Consider the following 25,048-nt stretch of genomic DNA (forward strand, 5'->3'; position numbering starts at 1 on the left):
GATTATTTGACGAAATCCAAATGCTGAATTTTATCAATGCAAGCCTCAACCGAATCATCCGTAGACTTCAGCTGATAGTTTAACGACCAAGTTTTATTTCTTACCAAAAATATTCCTAAAGATTTTTCGAAGTAAGCCTCTACTTTGCTGTCTATACCTGCATCAGGATTAGTAAACTTTAATATCCGAATAGATTTTTGATGGATAGTATAGTCAAAAGAATCTACAATGACCATCCTATCTGAACCCTCAGGAATATGATTTACCCAGAGGGTGTCCGATTTTCCATACTCATGCTTGATTACATAAAAATTATTTTTAAATGCTTTATACTGCTTTTGCTCATTACATGAACTGAGTATGACTAAGAGGTATAGTAATTGAATTAATCTCATAAATTTTTTACGATTAAATACTAAATATAAAAAAAGGTGCTGGATTATTGTCCAGCACCTTTTTTTGTTTTATCCAATCCCTACAGGTGGGACTATGACCACATCGCGTGGGATAATCGTATAGTTGAGACCTTGTTTGTATATCTTTAGGGCTAGAGAGTCATTAGTATCTTTAAAATCAAATTTATATTTTCCTACTGTCGAGGTTGGTACTGTGGTATTGTTTTGGGCAATGATAGTGATTGGAATCTTCTTATTCAGAGGCTTGCTAGCTTTAAATTTCAAATAATACAAACCATCCTCCTGTAGATTTTGAACACTAACCGAGCCTTTATGTGTGTATTCCCAATCAGATCTACTTCCTTGTTTGTCAATAATTTCGTAATAATCAATATCAGCAATTCCTTCCCATTCTATGGTCAGAAGCAAACCTTGGTTGGCGTCGATAGCTCTAATCGCTATTGCTTGTTTTTCGATGTCAATATCTATTTTATCATTATCTATACTCTTAATTTTTAGATTGTAAAAAAGATTTCGTCCTTTTGTTGGTCTATAATCCATCAAGTTAAGTGATACAGTTGTCTCTGTTTTTCCAGCAGGCATGACACAATACATAGAGTTGGCATTTTGTCTATAGTATTGATTTTCCGTTTGATTTTCTAGCAATATAGTTACATCCTCCGTTAAAGGCTTATCGATTTTGAGTCTAACTTTTACTTCACTTGATTCTTCAATATCCAAGGTCTTAAACTCAAATCCAATGATTGATTTGGCAGGAGTTTCGACAATCTCAAATTCTATACTACTGTTATTATCAACTACAAGAGTACCATTGAGAGGTTTGAGCGTAATGATACAATTTTCTAATGCGTTCTCGGCATTAGCGTCTTTGTTGATTTTAAACTTAATCAGAGTGGACGTTTCTCCTGCTTTGATTGTCAAAGGGGAAGGGGTGATTAATTGAAAGTCTTGACCTAATGAGGCCGTACCTTTAAAAACTAATTCAACAACTTCGTCTTTTTTCGAAGGTTTGTCCAGTACAAGTTTGATGCTAAAAGTATCGGATTTACTTTCTTCATAGGTGGCTTTTGAGGTAGACAAAAATCGAATTTTAGAAGGTTGGGAGGTAATTACTTGATCCTCATTTTGGCTACATCCTGTTAGTATAAACAAGACAAAGAGAAAAACACTAAACGCTTTCATGATAGATTGTTACATTTAAAGAGTGATAAACAGAAATTTTAGAGAACAGTATGTTCGACTTTTACAAAGTCTAAATGGTTCTGAGTTGAATAGATACAGGAAAATCATAGAAAGTTGGAAATGATTGAGAGAAAAGGATGAGTGGTTTTAGGATTCAATAAGCGGTTGTGCCCAACAGCTAAGGAGAAGCATATTGATACACATGAAGCACCATGAAAGTATTTAATCAAAAAGAATAAATCTACTTTGTATTTGGGTATAGATAGGCAGTTTTACTCTTATACCTGACAGAAATATTAAATATGGAATTAGTTGCAAAGCGTTCCTACTTTTTGAATAAAAAGAAGATAAATCAAATCCTATCAACACATTAGTACAATCCCAAGATTTAATATGACTTGTATTTAGCGAAAATTTGCTAGTTGTAATCTTTGAATAATTTGGTAAAACTTCGTTTGTCATGGAATAATATTGTGTTGGTAGATACTTTAAGATAAAATTCTTTGTTTTATCCTGTTTGGTACAATAAACGAAGATGCTATAAGGATTAGACAATATCTCAGAAAATCTTCTTTAAAAATTAGAATAAATAAAGATTAACGCCAAAAAAAGCATTGCAGAGGATATGTTTTGAAGTGAAAACGGATGCTATAGCAAAAATGGCTCTCTCAAAAAAGTATAACGTTTAGCACGAAAAAAATTAGATTGTCGTGGAATTGTGAAATTTCTTCCCTAATTTTGCACCCGAAAAGAGTTAGTAAGTTTAAGATGTAATAAACCCCAGCCAAGCAAAGCGAAAAAAATCTCTTTCCTTATCTTGTAAAGGACTTGCATCCAACGAATAACCTCTCAAATCGAATTCCAAAATCACAAATCCAACTATAAAGAAATGGCATCAGTCAGACCAGATGAAGTGTCAGCCATCTTGAGAGAACAACTTTCAGGATCTAAGTCAGAGGCTGAACTCCAAGAAGTAGGTACCGTGCTACAAATCGGTGATGGTGTAGCTCGTATTTATGGACTATCGAAAGTACAAGCGGGTGAGTTGCTCGTATTTGAAAACGGCTTGAAAGCCCTAGCCCTTAACCTCGAAGAAGACAACGTAGGTGCGGTATTATTGGGTGAATCATCTGAAATCAAAGAAGGTGACACCGTAAAACGTACAGACGAAATCGCCTCTATCAAAGTAGGTGACGGTATCTTAGGTCGTGTCGTGAACACACTTGGCGAGCCAATTGACGGCAACGGTCCAATCGCAGGACAATTATACGATATGCCACTTGAGCGTAAAGCTCCAGGTGTAATTTATCGTCAACCAGTAACAGAACCTCTTCAATCAGGTATCAAAGCGATCGACGCTATGATTCCAGTAGGTCGTGGTCAACGTGAGTTAGTTATTGGTGACCGTCAGACAGGTAAAACAACTGTTTGTATTGACACAATTATCAACCAAAAAGAATTCTACGATGCAGGTCAACCAGTGTACTGTATCTATGTAGCTTGTGGTCAGAAAGCTTCAACTATCAAACAAGTTGAGCAAGCTCTTCGCAAAGCAGGTGCTATGGATTACACAGTAATCGTAGCAGCTGGTTCAGCAGACCCAGCTCCAATGCAGTTCTTTGCTCCATTTACAGGTGCTGCTATTGGTGAATTCTTCCGCGATACAGGTCGTCCAGCATTAGTAGTGTATGACGATTTGTCTAAGCAAGCGGTAGCTTACCGTGAAGTTTCATTGCTTCTTCGTCGTCCTCCAGGTCGTGAAGCTTACCCTGGTGACGTATTCTATTTACATAGCCGTTTGTTGGAGCGCGCTGCGAAAATCAACGCATCTGACGAAATCGCAAAAAATATGAACGACCTTCCTGAATCTTTAAAAGGAATCGTAAAAGGTGGTGGTTCATTAACGGCTCTTCCAATTATCGAAACTCAAGCGGGTGACGTTTCTGCTTATATCCCGACTAACGTAATCTCTATTACTGACGGTCAGATCTTCTTGGAAACTAACTTGTTTAACGCAGGTATCCGTCCAGCTATCAACGTAGGTATCTCTGTATCTCGTGTAGGTGGTAACGCTCAAATCAAATCAATGAAGAAAGTAGCTGGTACATTAAAATTGGATCAAGCTCAATTCCGTGAATTGGAAGCCTTCGCTAAATTTGGTTCTGATTTGGATGCCTCTACTAAATTGACTATCGAACGTGGTCGTCGTAACCTCGAAATGTTGAAGCAACCAAATGGTAGCCCTCAACGTGTAGAAGATCAAGTCGCAATGATTTATGTTTCTACAAACGGGTTAATTGATTCTGTTGCGGTATCAAAAGTACGTGAGTTCGAGAAGGATTTCGTTACAGTTATGCATGCTACTCAAAAATCTACTATGGATGCTTTGAAGGCAGGTAAATTTGACGATTCTTTGACTGATGTATTGAAGAAAGTGGCGAAAGAAGTGGCAGTTAAATACCAAGGATAATATTTGAATGTAGGAGAGGGTAGTACGCTACTCTCTCTTTTACAGTAATTAATCAATCGACGAGTTTTGAATTGTGAATGAGAAATCACCACAATACTTTTTCGAAAAATGATTACCGTTACAAAACATAAAATCATTACTTGACTTGAGGTAACTTTAACGTAAACTTTCTGAGTTCTTACTAATTATAGATACGCCAATCACAAGTAGCGATTTTATTTACATCAAATACATCATTTCTATCATTCACTGTTTCAAACATTAGCAAAAGATGCCTTCATTAAAAGAAGTCCGTAACCGAATAGTGTCAGTAAACTCTACTCAGCAGATTACTAAAGCCATGAAAATGGTTTCGGCGGCTAAACTTCGCCGTGCAACTGATGCTATTGTTCAAATGCGCCCTTATTCGCAGAAGTTAACCGAAATGATTGCAACTGTTTCGGCTAATGCAGAAGGTGCTCAATCGAACCCATATACTATCACTCGCGATATTCAAAAAGTGTTAGTAATCGTTGTTACTTCTGACCGTGGTCTTTGTGGAGCATTCAACGCCAACGTTGGTAAGGCTACAGTAAACCTTATCGCTGAAAAATACGCTAGTCAAAATGCCGCAGGCAATGTTGAGGTTTTGGCTTTGGGTAAAAAAGGTGCTGAATACTTAACTCGTCGTGGTTATAAAGTAAACGATAAATTTGTTCATATCTTCTCAAAATTATCTTTCACGTCGGTTCGTCAAGCAGCAGAATATGCAATGGACGGGTTTGTTACTGAAAAGTTTGATGTTGTAGAAGTTATTTTCAATGAGTTCAAAAACGTGGCAACTCAAATTTTGAGAGCAGAACAGATGTTGCCATTAGTTGATAAACAAGATAGTAACGTGAAAGCTTCAACTGTTGATTATATCTTCGAACCTTCGGAAGAAGAAATCATCAGCGAGTTGATTCCTAAAGCGTTGAAATTGCAAGTTTACAAAGCTGTTTTAGAATCAAATGCTTCTGAACACGGTGCTCGTATGACTGCAATGGATAAGGCTACAGAAAATGCAGGTGAATTGTTGAAAGACTTAAAACTCGTTTACAACCGTTCTCGTCAAGCTGCGATTACGAAGGAAATCCTCGAAATCGTTGGTGGTGCCGAAGCGTTAGCCTCAGCTTAGTCTTGTTAAAAAGATTATAAAAAAGACCTTCCGAAAGAAAGGTCTTTTTTTATGTTTAGACTTTAACATCTACAAAATTTTAAACTCGTTATTTTCTTTCCTATTTTCTCGAATCTTTGATTACAATTACTACTCGCCCAATCAATCCTACCGAGATAATTCCTCCAATTAGTAGAATAAAAAAGGTTTTTTCATTAAATCCATTGGTCGAATCAAACAGTGCAATAGCACCCCAAGTGATTAATGTAACTGTGGCGATAATAGCTATAAACAGTAATATATAGGCAATGTTTTTCATGAATTTTTCGATTTTTTCTAGTTCAAAACTAAAGGAAGGATATTGCTTAAACAAGAAAATAATAGAATTGTTATTTTGCATTACTATAGTTTACCTATTTGCTGGTCAATTCGTCATAAGCTGCCGTCAAACTTCGTTGGATTCCATCGCCTTTCCATTCTGGAGCATTGGGAATAGCGGTAGTTTTAAGGATTTCCTCCTTGCTTTTCCCAGCTTTTATTTCTTGCGAAACATAGCCCAAAAGTTGTTCTATATAGTTTTTGAATGCCTTTATATCTTCATGTGTGCCCGTAATTTTCTCAGGGTCAAAAGCATGTCCAAAAACAAATATCGTATCCTTGTCAAAAGTAGAATTGATTTTATCCAACACATTTACCCACGAACTCATACTAGCACCAGCATTGCGGTCTACCACGGGAAAACGGCGATTGAATACCAAATCTCCACAATGAGCTACATTGGCGCGTTCAAAATGAATGATAGAGTCACCATTGGTATGTCCTGCTCCGAAATAGTGCAATTTAATGCTCTCTTTTCCTAATTTCTCTTTATGGGTGTCTTGATAAGTTATATCTGGGAAAAGCTGTTTCTCTACAGTGTTTTGTTTTTCAGCAACAGCTTTTTGGTTTTTCAAGGAGTTTTCGTGAGCAATAACATGTTCAACAATACCTTTAAAAGCAATATTTCCACTAGAATGATCGCCATGGTGATGCGTATTGAAAAGCAATTTTATAGGATTTTCTGACATTCCTTTTAGTGCTTCAATCAAATGGTTAGATTGTTCGGGAAATTGAGAATCTACCACAGCAATTCCCTTACTGGTTGATGCGAAGGCAATGGTACCACCCCTTTCGGTAAATACTCCTACGCCATTGCGTAACTCCTTGATTTTGAAGGGAGTATCAAATGGAAATTTATAGGAACTCACACCGAGACTTGCCATCAAGAAAGCAGAATGTTGGAGAAAGAGTCTTCTTTGCATAGAAATGATTGTTAGAGTTGTATTTAATTTAGAGAAAGGAATGATTCGTATGTTTTCTTAAAAACTAAAATTTATCAGATTGGGATTGTTTGAGATGAAGGTACAAAAGAAAATAATCCATGAAATCAGAGACTTAAGTATGAGTGCTGAATTGTGAGTGATGAGTTTTGAGTGTAATTTTATGATTACTAATATTTTATCTGATTAATTTGATCAATTGGAGATATAAGATATTGATAATTAAAATTTTACATTCACAATTCAAAACTCATAATTCATCACTAATTATGAATACATTGCTCTTGAGTTTATCTTTTGTGCCTTTACTTTGGAAATGGGTTACCGAGGAAAGACATAGCAAAATTTAGCATATTATTATGGTAGTAAAATGCTATATTTAAGTTTTCATCCAAACTTTTCGACCAACGAAGCAATTAGGATTCTGAACGAATATGCAGTATCTCAAAACAAAACAATATGGTCCTGTCAAAGCTTTTGAACTAGGATATCATTGGCCTGGTTTGCCAACTTTTACAGTACATATTTACTATATTGACGGACTTTTGATAGATACAGGACAGTATAATTGTCGTCAGACAGTTTTATCATTGTTTAAACAGATGCCTCTTCAACAAATTGCACTTACGCATTGGCACGAAGATCATATTGGAAACGTTTCTACACTCTATAATCATTTTCATCCAGTTGTTTTTGCGCATCCTTTAACAGCCGAAAAAGTACGACAAGGTTTTGACGTAATGTTGTACGAAAAGTATTTCTTCGGGAAAATTCGCCCACAAGATATACCCATGCAAACGCTCCCAGAAGTGATACAAACTTCCAAATATTCTTTCGTTCCTATCTATACGCCAGGGCATAGCGATGACCATCATGTTTACCTAGAACCGAACAAAGGATGGCTCTTTTCTGGAGATTTATTTGTAAGTCAACGCATAAAAGTTTTTCGAAAAGGAGAGAACATCTGGCAACAAATTGATTCACTTAAGCGAGTCTTAGAGGAAGATTTTGATAAAGTATTTTGTGCACATAATCCACAAGTAGAATTTGGTAGAAGGTCCTTGGAACGAAAACTTGACTATTTTGAATCTTTCACCGAACAGGTGTGCTTTTGGTATAATCAGGGCTATAAAACGGCTGAAATTATTCAGAAAATGGCCTTGAAAGATAAGAAAATGATTAATCTAATGACTGGTTATGATGTGAGTGTACATTGGATGGTAGGTTCTGTAATTAAGCATTTACCAGTACAATTATAAATGTTGATAGGGGAGAGAATAGAGCTATTTGTCGAATTTTTATATCTTCTTGTCTCTATAATATGCCATTAGGTAAAACAATATCGTATTTTTGAGTGTTCAAAATGATTGAATAGTCTTCAAACAATTCTCCAATTTTAACATTATCATGAAAAAGATTTTATTAGCATTAGTAGCCGTGGCTTCTATTATGACAGCTCAGGCGCAAGGTATCAAGACTCCTGCACCTAGTCCGACGCAAACCATCAAGCAGGATTTTGCACTTTCTTCTATTGAAGTAAATTACTCAAGACCCAACATGAAGGGCAGAACTGTATTTGGTGACTTAGCTCCTTATGGTAAATTATGGAGAACAGGTGCTAATGCAGCTACTAAAGTAACTTTTGGTGAAGACGTAACCGTAGGAGGTGTAGCCGTAAAAGCAGGTACTTATGTGCTTTACACAGTTCCAAATAAAGATGAATGGGAAGTGATTTTCAACAAAGGATTAAATAACTGGGGAATCGACGGTTATAAAAAAGAAGAAGATGTAGCGCGTTTTAAAGTAAAACCTATAGCATTGTCATCATCAGTTGAGACTTTCACAATTCAATTAGGTAATGTAACTCCTGCGACGGCTGATATTCAAGTTTCTTGGGAAAAAACACAAATCAATATTCCTGTAGTGGCAGATATCGATTCTAAGATTTCGAAGTCAATTGAGACAGCAATGAACGTTGATAACCGTCCTTATTTCCAAGCGGCTAGCTACTATTTCGAAACAGGAAAAGATTTGAAGCAAGCTTTAGCTTGGACAAACAAGGCTATTGAAAACAGTCCGAAAGCTTTTTGGATGGTACATTTAAAAGCAAAAATCTTAGCTAAAATGGGTGACAAAACTGCCGCAGTAACAGCAGCAAATCAGTCTATTGCATTGGCTAAAGAGGCTAAAAACGATGATTACGTGGCATTGAATGAGAAATTGATTACTACGTTGAAGTAATATTTTGCTTTAGGCTGTAAGCTGTATGCTAAAATCGAAAAATTTAGAAAATTTATTTCGAAATAATACATACTTTTTGACCTAATATTTAGGTATTAAAGCATGGATTTATCAAAAAGCGGTCGAAAATTGTTTTTCGACCGCTTTTTTGATACTTAAATACAGGATTACTCATCTTTAGACGCAAAACATGGCGTCTCTGCTGGTTACATCTAGATTTAATCACTAAATCACTCAATTTGCTCATTGTTATTTCGTCCTAATAAAATCCACTTAACTATTTTATAATAAATAAAAAAATAGTACCTTTGCAAAAAAATAAAAACACCCTTAGGGTAAAGTCATGAAGTTCCTATATTTTTCTCCTAATTTCTTCTCTTAGTAAAGGCATTTCATTGAACCTTTACATCATTTTAGAATCTATCAATTAGATAAACGTAATTTAACGTTAGTGTCTATTGATATTTTGATTCATTACAAATTATTTAGGGAACTTAGTCATTGTAAATTTTCAATTTTTTTGTTTTAGCAATTGTTATGTATTCAGAAGCTATTCTGGATGTCATTGCCCAATTCGTTCGTTCCGTAGCATGAAATGAATACGATGCCCAAAGACTTAGTTTTCCCACCACGTAATTAACAATTAAACTTATGAGCACAGAACAGAAGGTTGAGGTAAACCTAGAGGAAATAAATACCAAAAAACGTCGCCTAGAGGTTATCAAAAAAGAACTGAAGTCCGAATTTATCGGCATTGACTATATTATCGACGAATTAATTAGTTACATCCAAATCTGGTATTTGATGCCAGATGTATTGGCTCGTCCTATTGTTGTAAACCTTTGGGGAATGACTGGGGTGGGTAAAACGGATTTGATTCGCCGATTGGTTTCAAAGTTAGAATATCAAGATAGATTTGTAGAAGTTGAACTATCACATGGCGAAAACTATTGGTACACATCGGTAGCCTCGATTTTTGAGAGCAACTGTATCAATGATGGAAAGCCTGCAATTGTACTATTTGATGAAATACAACGCTTTTACACTATCGACCCCGAAGGAAAAGTGGTAACTAATACCCGCTCTCAGGATTTTTGGGAGTTGTTGTCAGATGGAAGACTTTCTAAAAAAGACAACAAAGAGTCGATAGATGAATACATGCAGCGTTATATGCACTCGTCAACACAGCGTCAAAAACGTAAAAACAAACCAGCAGATGATGATATGTCTGATGAGGATGATGACTTGGTAGGGTTATGGGAAGCATATAATTTGAAAAAAACGTTTGTTCTCAATGAATCTGTACATGAAATTGCAGAGATGAAAGAGGATGATATGTTGAAAATTATGCAACAAAAACGAGATAAAAAGATTGTTTTTGAACCAATTAATCATGCCAAAACTTTAATCATCATCAGTGGTAACCTCGACGAAGCATATTCGATGGCCGACGAAGCAGGCGAAACAGATGTAGATGCAGATATTTTTAGAGCTTTTACTGAAAAGATTACCATCATTGATATCAAGAAGGCTTTGTCTCGAAAGTTTAAACCTGAGCAAGTCGCACGCTTTGGAAATATTCATTTGATTTATCGCTCGCTCAAAAAACAAGATTTTAATGCACTCATAGATTTAGAAATTCATAAGATTGCGGAAAGAAATATTGAACATTTCGGATTGAAAACAACGATAACCGATGCCGTAAAACAGTTGATTTATCAAAATGGTGTATTTCCAGTACAAGGAGTTCGACCTGTTTTTTCGAGTATTGTCGATGTTGTCGAAGCCAATTTATCTAGTGTTATTTTTGAGGCATTAGTTGAAAGTGCAGAAGAAATTACTTTGGATTATAATTTTTCTGAAAAGGAACTGATAGCCACTTGGGGCGAAACCTCCGAAAAGCGTATTCCCTACATAGGAAAAGTAGATTTGATTCGCCAAAATAATTTGCCAGATATGATTGCTAATATTTCAGTACATGAATCTGGTCATGCAGTGGCATATTCAATACTTTTGGGTGTTGCACCATTACAATTGAAATCAAGAGTAGCATCGTCGTATGCGGGCGGATTTTCATTTCCTCACCAAATACACATGTCAGAGCAAAATGTGTTAAAGAAAATCAAAATTTATTTAGCGGGCGGTTTGGCAGAAGCTATGATTTTTGGAGAAGAAAATGTTACAATTGCCCAAAGCTTTGACCGAGAAGATGCCGCAGGATTAGTAATGGAATACATTCGAAAGTTTGGTTTTGACCGCAACTTTGCGTCCTATTACATGAGTTCTGCTGAGTATAGTATGGATATGACAGTGACTGATTGGCCGATTGAGAAAATGATGAAAAATTTGGAACAAGAAACTCAAGAGCTTTTGGTCCAAAATAAGGACTATTTGGTTACCTTGTCAAAGGTTTTATTTCAAAAAGGTAGTTTACAACCTCAAGAAGTAGTCGAAATAGCACAAAAATTCGGTCATACTCTCAAAGTATATAATGAGAATCACTTGATTATTGCACCTTATCAGCATACATTGGAGCAACAATCATAGTAATACCTAGTATATCAATATCTTAAATATTGACATGCTAACTTCATAGAGATAAGTATCGTAAGAAAGCAGTATCTTTGTAATTCGGCTTTATGTCATCCAACAAGGAATTTGACACGACATAAATCTCTAGTAAATATAAAATAATTTTGTCTGGCATAATCGGGTTTCATAAACCTTATGCCTTTTATTTGCACACACACTTAGAGTGGATATAGTTTTGAACCATAATGTTTCAGCGATATAAATCTTATCCTCTTGATAAGTAAATTCGATTAATTAGCTTTATGCATAGTACTTATAAAGAAAAAGAAACGGCAGTTTTAGTAGCCGTTCAAACACAAAAACAAAATGCTGTTCAAACCAAAGAGTATCTCGATGAGTTAGCATTTTTGGCAGATACTTCGGGTATCGAAACACTATATACTTTTACTCAAAAGCTCGAAAGACCCGATAATCGCACGTATGTAGGAAAGGGTAGAATGCAGGATATTTTGATGTACGTAATCGACAATGATGTGGATATGATTATCTTCGATGATGAGCTTTCTCCTATTCAGATTCGTAACATCGAAGCAGAATTTGCGCATTTCCAAAAAGAGGTAAAGGTATTAGACCGAAGTTTACTAATCCTCAATATTTTTGCCATGCGTGCTCAAACAGTACAAGCGCGTACACAAGTTGAGTTGGCTCAGCAGCAATATATTCTTCCTCGATTGACACGTATGTGGACTCACTTATCCAAACAACGTGGTGGTGTGGGTATGCGTGGTCCAGGTGAAAAAGAATTGGAAACTGACCGTCGTACAGCCAACGACCGTATCTCATTTTTGAAGGAAAAACTGCGCCAAATTGATAAACAAGCCTTAACCCAGCGTAAAAATCGTGACAGAATGGTGCGTGTATCTTTGGTAGGCTATACCAACGTTGGAAAATCTACTTTGATGCGCCGTTTGGCAAAAGCAGATGTTTTTGCTGAAAATAAATTGTTTGCCACTGTGGATTCTACTGTTCGAAAAGTAACAATCGACTCCATCCCATTTTTGTTGTCTGATACCGTAGGATTTATCCGAAAATTGCCAACTATGTTGATTGAATCATTCAAATCGACACTAGATGAGGTTCGTGAAGCAGATATTTTGTTGCACGTAGTGGACATTTCGCATCCTAATTACGAAGAACAAATAGGTATCGTAAATGACACCTTGACCGAAATTGGCGCAGCAGATAAACCAACTATTTTGGTATTCAATAAAATAGATAAGTTTGAAGTAGAGCCAGTTACTATCGAAAAAGAACAAGAAGATTGGGAAGTAGTTCATGGCGAAAACCTTTGGGAGGAAGAGCCTAAAGACCAAGCTTCAAGAATTCAGAAGGTTACAGAATTTTTGAAAAAATCGTACTTACATACTCCTCAGCCTTTGGCTGTGTTTATTTCGGCAGAACAAAAGGAAAATTTAGATGAATTGAGAGACACTGTGCTTAATTTGGTAAAAAATAAGCATATTCAGATTTTTCCAAATTGGCTCACATCTGATGAATCATTCACAGATAATAGCGAAAACTTGGAGGAATAAAGTCTGTTGTTTCGATTATAGAAACTTTTTATTACTTACTTTTTTAAGTAATTTTGTGATATGTGGTCTCTGTTTGTAGACCACCTGGCACTGTAGTTCAATGGATAGAATAGGCGTTTCCTAAACGTTTGATGCGGGTTCGATTCCCGCCGGAGCCACAATTACAAATTTGAAAAAAGCTTTGTGAAATGTCTTAATAAGCCATTTTCTGACAGACCAAACGATGAAAATCGTTTGGTCATTTTTTTACTTTTGAATAACACATTTTTATAAACTGGCATCAAAATGAAAGGATGACACCCTATTGATTTTGTTGAAATTCTTCCTCTTTCCTATTTTCTCTATTTTTCATACTTGCTTTGATTTGGATCACCAAATTACGATAGTTGAAAAAGTAAAAAAACATCCCCTTTTCTGCACGATTGAGCTTGTGCTTACCTGAGGTATAGACCGAAAGTGTATATTTTTCTATTCCTAAAATTCTTTCCAAGTCTTCAAATTTTAGTTTTTGTTGCGCCATTTTATCCAAAATCCACTGAGCATCTACTATGTCAGTATTGGTTGGAATAAAAAGCTTAATGCCAATGCGTAATCTTCGACCATATAAAAATGGACTAAATACGTCTTCAGTTACTTTTACCAAAAGCTCCTTAATATTTGATTCATTTTCAACTTTTTGAAGCTGGCTAGTTTGAATAATTATCTCATGATCTGTGACTTTCATGATTTTGAATAACACATGATACTTATTCATTTGTGTTATTGCTCTTAGCTCAAGAGCTGCTTTGAGGGTCGAGCTTAGATGCTCAAAGCGATGTAAATTGTCGAACTTAGGTGTCATAATATTATACAATAGTGGGAAATTATTAAATTAAAGAGAATGGTACAATATTAAAAAATGTAAAACTTAAATAAATTGAGTTGGAAGAATGAATTAAGAAAATAGTAGAATTTAAAGTTTGTTGATAGTATTTATAAATATTTTTTGAAAAAATCTTGAAAGTTGTAGCTTACAGAGGAGAAAAATGGCTTTTGTGTGTGTTTGTGTCAATCAAGGAAAATACTTATTCGATAAAGTTACAAAAAAATGATAAAAAAAATAATTATACTCAGTTTTTTGACAAATCAAGAGCTTATTAGTAAACCTATACCCTAAAGGTTTTGTAGAAAAAGAAAAAATAATATTCTGAAAGTCAATTTATTAAATATTTTTTTTGAGAAAAATATAACCTCTTTCCAACCTTCCGTTGATTTTGCGGACTCTTTAAAGCAAAACAAATCAACACAACATTATGAAAAAATTCTTTTTTAGTATCGTAGCTGCGGCTACTTTGATGTCTTGCTCAGACAATGAAAACATCCCTACTCGATTTATTTTATCAGATAAATTTACTACAAGTAGTCAAGGTTGGATTGGTGATTTTGCAGACTACCCAACGACAGATTCTGTATTTTATGAATTAAGTTATAGCCATGCCAAACTACCTGCACCTTTAGATACGGCGAAAAAAGCACTACGAATTTCGGGAAATAATCACAGCGATGATTTATTTATGTTCTTGAAGAAGAAAATCACAGGTCTGAAACCGAACCAAACCTATAGTGCAAAATTTGAAGTTGAGTTTGCAAGTACTGTACCCAATGGCATGATGGGAGTAGGTGGTTCGCCCGGCGAAAGTGTATATTTTGGAGCAGGATTTAGCGCAATCGAACCGAAAAAAGAGGTTGATAATGGCTATTACAGAATTAAAAATGTAGGGAAAATTTCTCAGGCAACCGATGGTAAAGACATGAAAGTTATGGGAAATGTGGCTAATGGTACAGATAAAAATCAATACACTTTGGTGAAGAGAACAGGTACTTTTACAGGTAAAACTGATACAAATGGACAATTGTGGCTCATTATTGGTACCGACTCTGGTTTTGAAGCGACTACAACTTTGTACTACACAGGAGTAAATGTAGAATTCATTGAAATGACAAATCAATAGTATTTGTTGAGTTATTGCTGAGCGATTGTCGTATTTTCTACAATCGCTCAGTAAATTCTACTAGTTGACCAAATGCTCCCAAATCACTTGATAAACCTCTGTAGCATCGATTTCCTTTTTGTCGAGTGCTTTGTCTGTCACAAGGATTGGATAATATTCTTTGCCGATGTTAATACCACCGTGCGAGCCTTTTACCAATGTGGCATCCAATGGGATAACATCCATCAAGTATCTGAATCCTAAAAGTTTACGCGCAAGTTTGTAAGCGGCACGTAACTTAATCAAAGGGTTTTTAGGGTTCATGAACATCTCTACTGGGTCATAGCCAGGTTTACGGTGAATATCCACCAAACGGGCATAGTCTGGCGCCACTGCATCGTCAAACCAATAGTAATAGGTAAACCAGCTATCTGCATTAGCCATTAAGACAAAATCGCCCGAACGTTCATGGTCAAGATGATAATCTTTTTTGGTGTTTTCGTCCAATACTAAAGCTACACCAGCAATATTATTTAAGATTGTTCTTACCTTTTCTAGCTGAGTTTTGTCGTTAACATATACGTGTGCTATTTGGTGGTCGGCGGTTGCAAATGCTTGTGAAGCGCCTGCATCCAATAGCTCTAATCCTTTTTCTACACGAACATTGATTAGGTTGTTTTCTCGTAAAATACGATTGACATGAATAGGATTGTTGACGGTATTGATACCATATTCAGAAAGCAAAATAATGTTACAATCCTTTTGGCGATAATGCGTCACTAAATCTTCAACCAATTTGTCTACTTCACCTAGTTCTTTATGAATTTTCGAAAAATCAACGCCATATTTCTGTAAACAATAATCCAAATGAGGAAGGTAGATTAAAGTCAAAGTAGGGTCATGTTTTTTGTCTACCCAAACAGAAGCGTCTGCTATCCACTTCGAAGATTTTAGATTGGCATTGGGTCCCCAAAAGTTAAAAAGTGGAAAAGTCCCAAGTTCAGCTTGTAGTTCATCTCTCAAACTCGAAGGGTGAGAATAACAGTCGGGTGCCTTTACACCATCAGCATGATATTGAGGTCTTGGCGTGACAGAATAATCGGCTGTTGAATACATGTTATACCACCAAAACATCTTTGAGCAAGTAAAGTTGGGATCTAATTTTTTGGCAGCATCCCAGATTTTTTCTGATAGTACCAGCTTATTAGATTGTTTCCAAAACTTTACTTCTGAGTCAGTTCTATCATACCAGCCGTTTCCTACAATGCCATGGTTATCAGGGAATTTGCCTGTTATATACGTGCTTTGAGCCGTGGTAGTTACGGCAGGAAGTACAGGTTTGATATGAGTAAAATGATGTTCTTCAAAATACTTTTTTAAAAATGGTGTATGTTCACCAATTACGCTGGTACTTAGTCCAACTATATCAATAACAACAGTTTTTTTCATGTTTCTACAAAATTGGGAGCAATAAATTTAGGGCTAGACTAAGGTTTTTACCCATGCTATTTCTCGAACGATAGAATCATTTAAAGGCGCTTGCACTTCTGCGGGCAATACTCCCCAAGTGTATGTTTCGATTTCGAGATGATTAGTGGCTGGTTTTTGTTTGTGCAAAGCCAATGTTTCAACAATATCGTTTCTGGTAGATGACAAAAGTCCATAATGTTCGATAAACAAAGGGACGTGGAAATGTATTCGCCATTCTTGATAAGATACGGTTTGAGCAGCGGTTAAGGCATCGCCAAGGTCAGTGAACTTTTCAAAACTTCCATCTTCCTTTAAAGCAACAACTTGGTGCAAATAGGTTGGTTCGTTGTATTGTGCCAAAGCTGCGAGTTTTTCCGCTTTTTGTTCATCAAATACTACTCGAATCGCTGAGCTAACCTGAAATTTGCCAATTTTAATACCTAATTGCTCTAATTTTGCCAAAGCTTCTTCAGGCTTTTCGTAGTTTACCGCAAAATGACAAATATCATAACATAGCTGAATATGCGTATGAATGAGTTCTTCTATTTGCTTGTCTGTTAGGTTTTTATCTTTAAAATATTCTTTTGCTGTTGGCAACAAAATATGTTGATACCAGTCGATAAACTCAGTCGAGTTTTCGAGAATACCATCTGGTTCAGGTTCTATATCCAAGTGCAATACTTTGCCTGTTGCTTGCTGAATTTCAGCTAATTTCTCCACAACTTGTAAGATATGAGTCGTAGAAATAGCAATGGCTTCAGTTAGTTTTTCTGGCGTTTCCCACCAATAACGATAGGAGAGAGGAGAGGTCGAAATCCCACCTTCTTGCATATCGTTTGGTAAAATATCTGCCAAAATTTCAAACATTCGGATGGTATAATCACGACGGTTGATGGTAGTCCAATCGGGTGCATGAACTTGGTCTTTTACTACAGCATCATGAAAATCTCCATAAGGAAATCCATTCATCGTGAATACATAACAATTTTGCTCGGAAAGCCAATGCTTGAAAGCTTCAAGGTTATCTTTTTGACTTAAATCAATACTAGCCTGATTTGCCAAACGTAAGCCAATTCCCATCGGATTGTTGGGACTAACTTGTTGTTTTATGACTGGAATACTATTTTGAAGTACCGAAAAATGATGTTGCCAATCTTCGCCTGTATGGATATTGCTACAATAAGTCAAATGACCATTGAGAGTTTTCATGCTAGTTTATTGTTAATTTCGTAAAAGCCTTAAAATACACAAACCTTCGATGCCAAATAATCTACGGCTTGTTTCACTAACTCAAAATCTATTTCGTGAACTTCTTCACCTTTGCCTAAATCCTTTAATAAGGTAATGGTTAGTTGACCTCCGAGGTGTTCTCTAAATTCATTTAAGCCTTTCCAAAGATTGATTTTATCGTTTTCAGCCAAGGCTGGGTGATATAATTCAAAACCTAAATTTTGTAAAAGCGTAATGATTCTATGTAAATCATTTTCGGTTAAATCACCTTTAAGATGCGAATAAACAGAATCTAAGGCAATACCAATCGCAACAGCTTCACCGTGACGAATACTAAAATTGGTAAGATATTCTAATTTATGTGCAGCCCAATGCCCAAAATCCAAAGGTCTTGCCGAACCACTTTCAAATGGATCGCCACTAGAGATATGCTGGACGTGCAATTCGGCACAGCGGAAAATATGCTGGTACATGGCGTCTTCATCACGATTTGCCAAAGCAAAAGCATGATCTTCAAGCCAAGTGAAAAACTTCAAGTCCTTGATTAAGGCTACTTTAACTGCTTCTGCAATACCAGAACGCCAATCACGGTCGTTGAGGGTTGTTAAGAAGTTACTATCGTTGAACACTGCTACGGGAGGAGCAAATGTGCCTAGGAAATTCTTTTTTCCGATATAATTAATCCCGTTTTTTACGCCAACTCCCGAATCATTTTGAGATAAAACCGTAGTTGGAATACGGATATGCTTGACCCCACGGTGTGCCACTGCCGAAGCGTAGCCTGTCATGTCCAAAAATGCACCACCACCTATGGCAGCTACAAACGAATGGCGGTCTATGCCATAAGTATCAATTGCTTCGAGTGCTTGATCGAAATAACGTGGTTGATTTTTGACAATTTCTCCTCCTGGCAATACCAAAATATCCGAAGCTAGTTCAATGGCATCTTGTGTTGCAAAATAATTACGAATGGCGTCTTGCAAGTAAGGATGTGCTTCGGCAACACCTTCGTCGATAAGAAAAAGTATTTTCTTTTTGAAGGTTGGACTACCGTAATTACGGAGAAAATCTATTAATAATGAGTTTTCAGGCGCAAATAAGTTTTTAGTAAATTGGATATTATAAGAAAATTGTACCTGAAAAGATTGCTGAATAACTGACATTGAATTAAGATTTTAAGTCATTTAGTGCCTAAGAATACTTTTGGGCGCTAAGTCATACAATTAACATGTGGTGATTATTTAGTAATGAATCGTGAATGTAAAATTAAATTCAATTATTTGGCATTCGGCTTTCAGCTATGGGCTTTCGGCAAAAATGTTTCTTATGAATTCATAGAAGCTTTTCTACCTAATGCTATAGCTGACTATTGATGATGTAAGATATTAGTAATCATAAATTTGTACTCACAACTCACCATTCACAATTCATCATTCATACTCACGTTACGGCAAACATTTTTGCCAAACGCATTGATAGTGGTAAAAGCAATACAACGATTAAGGTATGAACAATATTTCCTGATAAACTCACCCAAGCGGCATCCATTATGATTAATGATAATACGCCTGCTTTTACAGCTTTTCCGATATTGGGACCTATAGGATGTTGAATAGCTTTGAATAAGGGTTTTCCTATCAAATAAATATGGCTTACCACCAAAATGGCTGTTAGCCAAAGTGTTCCTCTTGTAAAAGATACATACAACTGCGCCGAACTTACCAATAGATATAAAAGCGCTGCAAAGTATAGGATATTTTTACTTTCTCCGTGTACCTCGCCACGACTTACCATCGTAATAGCTGCAATATAAATAACAGGAATAATGGCTAAATATTGGAAATCTTGCCATTGTTCTGGCATTACACTCATGCCAAGTAACAGGTTAAAACCTCTACATAAGCCCATGTTGATGGGGCCTAAAAATGAATGATGCTTTCCCCATTTGTCATATACTAAGGCTGCAATAGCGGTTATAATCGCAAAAATCGCACTTAATGGACTTTGTAAATAGGCACTAATCACACCGATTAGTAATAAAATACTTCCTAAAATACTTGCCTCGGTAAGAGTCACTTTTTTGCTTGGAATTGCTCGTTCAGGACGTTCGATGGCATCAAGTTCGGCATCGAATACGTCGTTGAATACCACTCCACCACCATACAAACCCAAAGTGGATATAGACAAGTATAGAACAGATTGTACATGAAAATAGTTTGTGTCAAATACAAAGTGTACAATACTCATACCTGCCAAAATGTCTGCGACCGCCGTTATCATATTCGCCGGTCGCATGAGTTGTAAATAATATTTAAGTTTCAATTTGTCTATTAAAGAAGTTAAAAATAGAGAATTGGTTTATGCGCTTTAGGCTGTAAGCCGTAGGCTACAGGCAAAAAGCTTTGGTTATTTCATGAGAAATACTTTTCAAATTTAGCATAATGCTCAGCACCTTAGTAAGTAAGCAAAATAAAATTCAATTTTTGAGCTTTCGGCTTTCAGCTATGGGCATTCGGCAAAAACATATCTAAACAATTTAACACTCTTTGCCTTGTGCCTGTTGCCTTGTGCCTAAAATACAATTCATCACTCCTACCTATCTAATCACTATCGCATTTTTATCAATACGAGGTTGTTGTCCTCCTCTCAAAATCGTATTTCCATTAAAGGTTTTACTTTGGTCAATAACCGTATTATTCTCGAAATCCTCCACATTGATTTGACCACTTTGAGCAAAAGCGTCGATGGCGTTTTGATAAGTAACCATTTTGATGTCATGATCTGAAATTCCTTTCATTTTCATCAAAGCAGCAGTTTTTGCAACGGCAAGTGGGTCGCTAATTCCCCAATCGGCCGCAGAATTAATCATGATTCTTTCTGAGCCATATTGTTTTACTATTTCTACCATCCTTTCGTTACCCATTTTGGTAAATGGATAAATCGTAAATGCTGCATAAAAGCCTTGGTCGAGCACACTTTTTACGGTTTCCTCATTATTGTGGTCAATGATTACCATGTTGGGTGCAATACCATGTTCGAGCGCAATAGCCATACTACGTTCGGTACCTTTTCGTTTATCGCGGTGGGGTGTGTGAACTTGTACTGGCAGATTGGCTTCTTTGGCTAAATCTAATTGCCAACGATAATACTTTTCTTCTGCGGGAGTTTGGTCGTCAAAACCAATTTCACCAACTCCAACAACACCTTCTTTGTAAAGATACAATGGCAAAATTTCCATGACTTGTTCTGCCAAAGGTTCGTTGTTGGCTTCGCGAGAATTAAGCCCAATTGTGCAGTAATGTTTGATACCAAACTGCGACGAACGGAATCTTTCCCAACCCACAAGGCTACTAAAGTAATCTTTGAATGTTGCCAAACCTGTGCGAGGTTGCCCCAACCAAAAAGCAGGTTCAATAATCGCTACAACACCAGCGTCGGCTAAGGCTTGGTAGTCGTCGGTCGTACGTGAAGTCATGTGGATATGAGGGTCAAAAAACTTCATATCCTTAATATAATCCATGAAATTGGCCTGCACGTGTTGTGCAGTTACTTTCTCCTCTGCCGAACCTTCAAAGTGCGAAGGGTTTTGTTGTATTTCTGAATGTTTATTACACATAATCGAATGAGTGAATTAGTCGACTACAAAGGATTGTAAGCACCATCTATTTGGGATATCGGATGTTGGATTTCGGAAATATAATCCACTTTTAAAGTTATATGTTGTAAAAAAGTGTGTTATACCTTATTTCCGAAATCAAAAATCCTCAATCTGCAATCGTATAAAATCCTTTATGCAGTATTACAGGTAAATTGAAAATGAGTGAGTTAGTGAGTTGTTGGCGTTTCCTTCTTATCTTTTATTCACTACACATAACACAGTTGATGAACCTCCAATTGCTTCCAGCTCAATTGTCCTTTTTGCACGGAAGCTCTTAATTGAGGGTAATTTTCTAGCAAACTCTCAGCGCCAGGAAACGTTGTTTCGGAGCATACCAAAGCTGCTGCTGTTTGATTTTGGATGTCATTTGACTGAAAAAGTTTATCCAAATCAGCCAAAATTGTATCATTCATAAAATTGGTTACCAGACGCCACACTTGCGCAGGCACTTTACGGTCGGCCGCCCAGCGCTCATGGGCAAAGTCTGAAAGTGTTTCAGCAAGTTTGCGGTTGGCACGTTTTTCCAATCCTACAATTAAGTGAATAGGCTTATCATTGAAAATACATTTTAACACCAATTGATTCCATGCTAGTTCTGAAAAATGTAGAAAAGGGTAAGGATTACCAAACCCGATGGCATCAAAAACTACTCCCATATTTGAGCGAACAGCCTCTGTGGCTCTAAAAAGCCATTTTTCTGGATAGGATAGCACTGGCAATGCTGAGTATAAAGCTACTAGCTCGTTGATTTCGGCGGTATCAAAAAGTATTTCAATATTTTTGACATATTCTTCACTCTGATCGCTTGGGATATGTAAGAGGAGATATACACGCACTAATCTATCTAAAGTCCACTCTTCAATTTGCCAATTGGGTACTGCCTCATGAAGTACTTTTTCGTCGATACGAATCGCTACTTTGCGAATAAACCTAGGCGCTGAAACAAAGGCTATTTGAATAGCTTTTACCTCAGAATTAGCCTTGGTTTTTACCCATTCTAATTCTTTTTCGTTTGCTGTGGCCTCAATAGCACTCAATAGTATATGTTGGATAGACGTCATCGTTTTGGGATAGTTTTATGACTTTGAACTTTTGGTTTACTCAAAATAACTCTTTTTCTGTTGACCAAAACTCTTTTCTTTCTTTTTGTAAAGATAAAAACATCTATTCAGCTTGGTGTCTTGTTTTTTAGGGAAAAACATCATTTATGACAATAATCAATGTTTACTCCATTTATTTAAACGTACGAGTAAGTGATTAAAAACAAAATTAAATAGAAATAATTCAATTATTGTCCCTTTATGAGAAAATAAATACATTAGCCAAATAAAGTGGTTAGCACAAACTTCCTCGGGTTTTCGTTATAAGTTTTTTTGCAAAAACAGGAAGCATCCCAGACTTTGAAAGTAGGGTAATTTCCTTAATTTCATCAAAAAAGCGGTCAGAAAAATAATTCCCGACCGCTTTTTTGACGAACTCTTTAGTCTTTAACTAGAACCTTCAATTTTGTCCAGCTAAAAGCTATAGTCATTAGGCAGAAAAACTTCTATTGATTCATGAGAAATATTTTTTTGCCGACTGCCCAAAGCTGAAAGCTAGTCCTAATTTCTTAAGATGATTTTGTAGGTTTGTGACTTTGTACCTGTTTCTATTTTAAGTAAATACATTCCAGAAGGAAGTCCCTGCAAGTCAAATACTTCCTCTGTATTGGCACGTAACATTCTGGTATTTTGGATTATACGACCGCTCAAATCAATTAATGTTGCCTGTGCGTTTTCGGTCATTTTTACATAGACATACCTATTGGTGGGGTTAGGATAAACCTGACTAATTTGGTCTTGCTCAGTACCTGTGATAACTACTTTGCTAAGATTTTTAAGTACTCTTAATCCTCCTGTATTAGTGCCTACGATTACATCAGGGAGCAAATCGTTGTCTAAATCACCTATAGCAATCGTAGCGTTTCCTCCAATCAATAAATTTTCAGGTTTGTTGCTAAAGTTGTTGAATATCAGACTAGTATCTGCTACATATTGATTGATGTTTTGTTCCTGAAAACTTCTATAAATACTCATATTACCAGTACGATTACCTACTAACAAATCTGTTTTCCCATCAAGATTGACATCACCTGTTGTCAGAAATATATTTCCTGCAATGTAATCCGTCTGAAGCTTACCTAGGTTATCATTTTGTACCACATATTTGGGCGACTGATTACTTCCTGTATTTTGAATGAAACGAATATTCCCACGAGAGGTGCCGTGCAAAATGTCGATTTTACCATCTTTATCAAAATCAAAAAAAGTTACAGATTCGCCAGCTAAAAAGTCTGTAAATGTGGGCAATAACACCGCATTACTCAACTGAATATTAAAAGCTTGATTACGTGAAGCCTTGTTAGGAATATATCTGATTTCCATGCCTTTAGATGAGTTGGAGCTAAAGCCCAAATCATCGACACCGTCACCGTTGATGTCAGCTACGAACGGACGAATATCCAATAATTGCATAGATTTTACGATTCCTAAATAATCGGTATCTTTTACTTCGAAAATATTATCGCCTTTATTTTCTAGTAAAACCAAACCTGCCTTTACTCCAGTTGATGTGATATTTCCGCTGTATCCGATAACCAAATCTTTGTCGCCATCACCGTCAATATCGACCAAAACAGGAGAGGCGTTTTCGCCCAAATCAAGCATGGTATTTTGGAGGAAATTTTTCCCCTGATAATTCCAGATGGGCAAATTATCTTTCCCAGTATTTTTATAGAACCAGACGGATTGTTGAAAATCAATAGTTCTTTCGGCGCTATCAAAGCCGTTGGGTGCTGCCACTAAGTCTTTAATACCATCAAAATCTAAATCCTCGAAATATACTGCTGGAAATATAGGGAAATCGATGGCAGTAGTATTGGTTGGATAAACATAGCTAGCTGAAGTAAAAGAGGCTCGCTGTTGCGTACCTTGATTGATAAGAGCGGCTATATTGTTACAGGTGATATGACCAAAAAGTACATCTTTTTTATTGTCGCCATTTAGGTCGAGGAGGAGCAAGGCATTGCCCGAATGGAGGACTTTTTGAGCACTTGGTTCAGTGGCTTTTTGTCCTGCAGGAGTATTGCCACAATCTATTCCAAACTGAAAGTCTTGACATAGTTGCTTGATAAAATCACCCCAGCAATAACCAATCTTCACGAATTCGAGCCGAGTAGGGTCATTGTATTTTTCGACGGCATTATTTCTATGAAATTCGACAAAATCACCAGAAGGGTCAAACAACAATACATCAATATCGCCATCGTTATCAATGTCCGTAATAGCGGGAATGTCTGTGGCGGTTACGTTGAGGTTAATTTTTCCTGAAAAACCAATACTATATAAAGGACTTGCAATCAATTGCCATGAAACCTTATCGGCTGTGGTAGTATTTCGATATAATTTCAAACCCGCCGATGAATGTGTGAACAAATCTTTGCGACCATCGTTGTCATAATCTACCAACAACATCCAGTTTTGAAGCGTAGGAAATAACGTTTCGTATTGCGGTGCATATTGCCAATAATATTGTCCAGAGGTATTCTTTGTAGCCAAAAAAGTAAATACCTTTTGAGCGGTTCGGTCATAAACCACTAAGTCTTCGGGACCATCGTTATTGAGCTGACAAGTCGAAAATTGTGGCGCATTCAAACCACCAGCAAAGGCATTGACAAGGTTTTGTCCATTCTGAAGGATTTTTACTTGGTCGTTGTACTTAAAAGATATTTCTTGGGCATAAATTTGAATAGAAGACCAAACTATATAGAGCGTAAGTAATTTTTTCATTCGATA

General features: G+C 36.5%; 19 protein-coding genes and 1 tRNA gene. 8 read left to right on the plus strand and 12 right to left on the minus strand.

The features are described 5' to 3' along the window. Window positions 1-2: 2 nt before the first annotated feature. Both QM491_RS14525 and QM491_RS14530 read right to left on the minus strand, forming a co-directional pair. Window positions 3-395 carry a hypothetical protein gene (locus QM491_RS14525; protein ID WP_283328213.1) on the minus strand — a complete coding sequence of 131 codons (393 nt, stop codon included), beginning with the start codon at window positions 393-395 and terminating at the stop codon, window positions 3-5. Between the two features lie 69 nt (window positions 396-464). Next, complete coding sequence (locus tag QM491_RS14530; protein ID WP_283328214.1) at window positions 465-1,598, minus strand: hypothetical protein; 1,134 nt, start codon at window positions 1,596-1,598, stop codon at window positions 465-467. A gap of 889 nt (window positions 1,599-2,487) precedes the next feature. Between QM491_RS14530 and atpA the strand changes: the two genes are divergently transcribed. Both atpA and atpG read left to right on the plus strand, forming a co-directional pair. After that, window positions 2,488-4,068 (plus strand): F0F1 ATP synthase subunit alpha, encoded by a 1,581-nt coding sequence (gene atpA / locus QM491_RS14535; RefSeq protein WP_166549198.1) that lies wholly within the window; start codon window positions 2,488-2,490, stop codon window positions 4,066-4,068. A 271-nt stretch (window positions 4,069-4,339) separates the two neighbouring features. Beyond that, window positions 4,340-5,224, plus strand: a complete 885-nt coding sequence (atpG, locus tag QM491_RS14540; protein ID WP_283328215.1) for an ATP synthase F1 subunit gamma — start codon at window positions 4,340-4,342, stop codon at window positions 5,222-5,224. 100 nt (window positions 5,225-5,324) lie between these two features. On the opposite strand, the gene QM491_RS14545 is transcribed toward atpG, so the two are convergent. Both QM491_RS14545 and QM491_RS14550 read right to left on the minus strand, forming a co-directional pair. Next, complete coding sequence (locus tag QM491_RS14545; RefSeq protein WP_283328216.1) at window positions 5,325-5,603, minus strand: hypothetical protein; 279 nt, start codon at window positions 5,601-5,603, stop codon at window positions 5,325-5,327. A 13-nt stretch (window positions 5,604-5,616) separates the two neighbouring features. Next, on the minus strand, window positions 5,617-6,504 hold the full coding sequence (locus tag QM491_RS14550) for an MBL fold metallo-hydrolase (RefSeq protein WP_283328217.1): 888 nt from the start codon (window positions 6,502-6,504) through the stop codon (window positions 5,617-5,619). A 452-nt stretch (window positions 6,505-6,956) separates the two neighbouring features. Here QM491_RS14550 and QM491_RS14555 point away from each other — a divergent pair, with 452 nt between their 5' ends. The 5 genes from QM491_RS14555 (at window position 6,957) to QM491_RS14575 (ending at window position 13,045) form a co-directional block, all read left to right on the plus strand. Next, entirely contained in the window at window positions 6,957-7,781 is an 825-nt protein-coding gene (locus QM491_RS14555) for an MBL fold metallo-hydrolase (protein WP_283328218.1), read from the plus strand. 148 nt (window positions 7,782-7,929) lie between these two features. Next, on the plus strand, window positions 7,930-8,763 hold the full coding sequence (locus tag QM491_RS14560) for a DUF2911 domain-containing protein (protein ID WP_283328219.1): 834 nt from the start codon (window positions 7,930-7,932) through the stop codon (window positions 8,761-8,763). Window positions 8,764-9,414: 651 nt separating this feature from the next. Then, on the plus strand, window positions 9,415-11,310 hold the full coding sequence (locus QM491_RS14565; protein WP_283328220.1) for a ClpB D2-like domain containing protein: 1,896 nt from the start codon (window positions 9,415-9,417) through the stop codon (window positions 11,308-11,310). 287 nt (window positions 11,311-11,597) lie between these two features. Continuing rightward, the gene (gene hflX / locus QM491_RS14570) at window positions 11,598-12,887 is read left to right on the plus strand and encodes a GTPase HflX (protein WP_283328221.1); all 1,290 of its coding nucleotides are present in this window, start codon (window positions 11,598-11,600) and stop codon (window positions 12,885-12,887) included. Window positions 12,888-12,973: 86 nt separating this feature from the next. Beyond that, window positions 12,974-13,045, plus strand: a tRNA-Arg gene (locus tag QM491_RS14575). Window positions 13,046-13,188: 143 nt separating this feature from the next. Here the strand turns inward: QM491_RS14575 and QM491_RS14580 are convergent. Continuing rightward, the gene (locus QM491_RS14580; RefSeq protein ID WP_283328222.1) at window positions 13,189-13,728 is read right to left on the minus strand and encodes a hypothetical protein; all 540 of its coding nucleotides are present in this window, start codon (window positions 13,726-13,728) and stop codon (window positions 13,189-13,191) included. Window positions 13,729-14,179: 451 nt separating this feature from the next. On the opposite strand from QM491_RS14580, the gene QM491_RS14585 reads away from it, so the two are divergent. Continuing rightward, the gene (locus QM491_RS14585; RefSeq protein ID WP_283328223.1) at window positions 14,180-14,878 is read left to right on the plus strand and encodes a hypothetical protein; all 699 of its coding nucleotides are present in this window, start codon (window positions 14,180-14,182) and stop codon (window positions 14,876-14,878) included. A gap of 60 nt (window positions 14,879-14,938) precedes the next feature. Here the strand turns inward: QM491_RS14585 and QM491_RS14590 are convergent, their stop codons facing one another. The 7 genes from QM491_RS14590 to QM491_RS14620 form a co-directional block, all read right to left on the minus strand. After that, entirely contained in the window at window positions 14,939-16,306 is a 1,368-nt protein-coding gene (locus QM491_RS14590) for an alkaline phosphatase family protein (RefSeq protein WP_283328224.1), read from the minus strand. Between the two features lie 33 nt (window positions 16,307-16,339). After that, window positions 16,340-17,536 (minus strand): metabolite traffic protein EboE, encoded by a 1,197-nt coding sequence (gene eboE, locus QM491_RS14595; RefSeq protein WP_283328225.1) that lies wholly within the window; start codon window positions 17,534-17,536, stop codon window positions 16,340-16,342. 29 nt (window positions 17,537-17,565) lie between these two features. Then, complete coding sequence (locus tag QM491_RS14600) at window positions 17,566-18,720, minus strand: 3-dehydroquinate synthase (RefSeq protein ID WP_283328226.1); 1,155 nt, start codon at window positions 18,718-18,720, stop codon at window positions 17,566-17,568. Window positions 18,721-18,997: 277 nt separating this feature from the next. Next, on the minus strand, window positions 18,998-19,852 hold the full coding sequence (gene eboC / locus QM491_RS14605; RefSeq protein ID WP_283328227.1) for a UbiA-like protein EboC: 855 nt from the start codon (window positions 19,850-19,852) through the stop codon (window positions 18,998-19,000). Between the two features lie 301 nt (window positions 19,853-20,153). Next, the gene (locus QM491_RS14610; protein WP_095162375.1) at window positions 20,154-21,173 is read right to left on the minus strand and encodes a TatD family hydrolase; all 1,020 of its coding nucleotides are present in this window, start codon (window positions 21,171-21,173) and stop codon (window positions 20,154-20,156) included. Between the two features lie 248 nt (window positions 21,174-21,421). Next, window positions 21,422-22,276 carry an EboA domain-containing protein gene (locus QM491_RS14615; RefSeq protein WP_283328228.1) on the minus strand — a complete coding sequence of 285 codons (855 nt, stop codon included), beginning with the start codon at window positions 22,274-22,276 and terminating at the stop codon, window positions 21,422-21,424. A gap of 540 nt (window positions 22,277-22,816) precedes the next feature. After that, window positions 22,817-25,042, minus strand: coding sequence for a T9SS type A sorting domain-containing protein (locus QM491_RS14620; protein ID WP_283328229.1), 2,226 nt, complete (start codon window positions 25,040-25,042; stop codon window positions 22,817-22,819). Window positions 25,043-25,048 lie beyond the last annotated feature (6 nt).

The sequence above is a fragment of the Flectobacillus longus genome (assembly GCF_030056705.1).
Lineage (GTDB): Bacteria > Bacteroidota > Bacteroidia > Cytophagales > Spirosomataceae > Flectobacillus > Flectobacillus longus.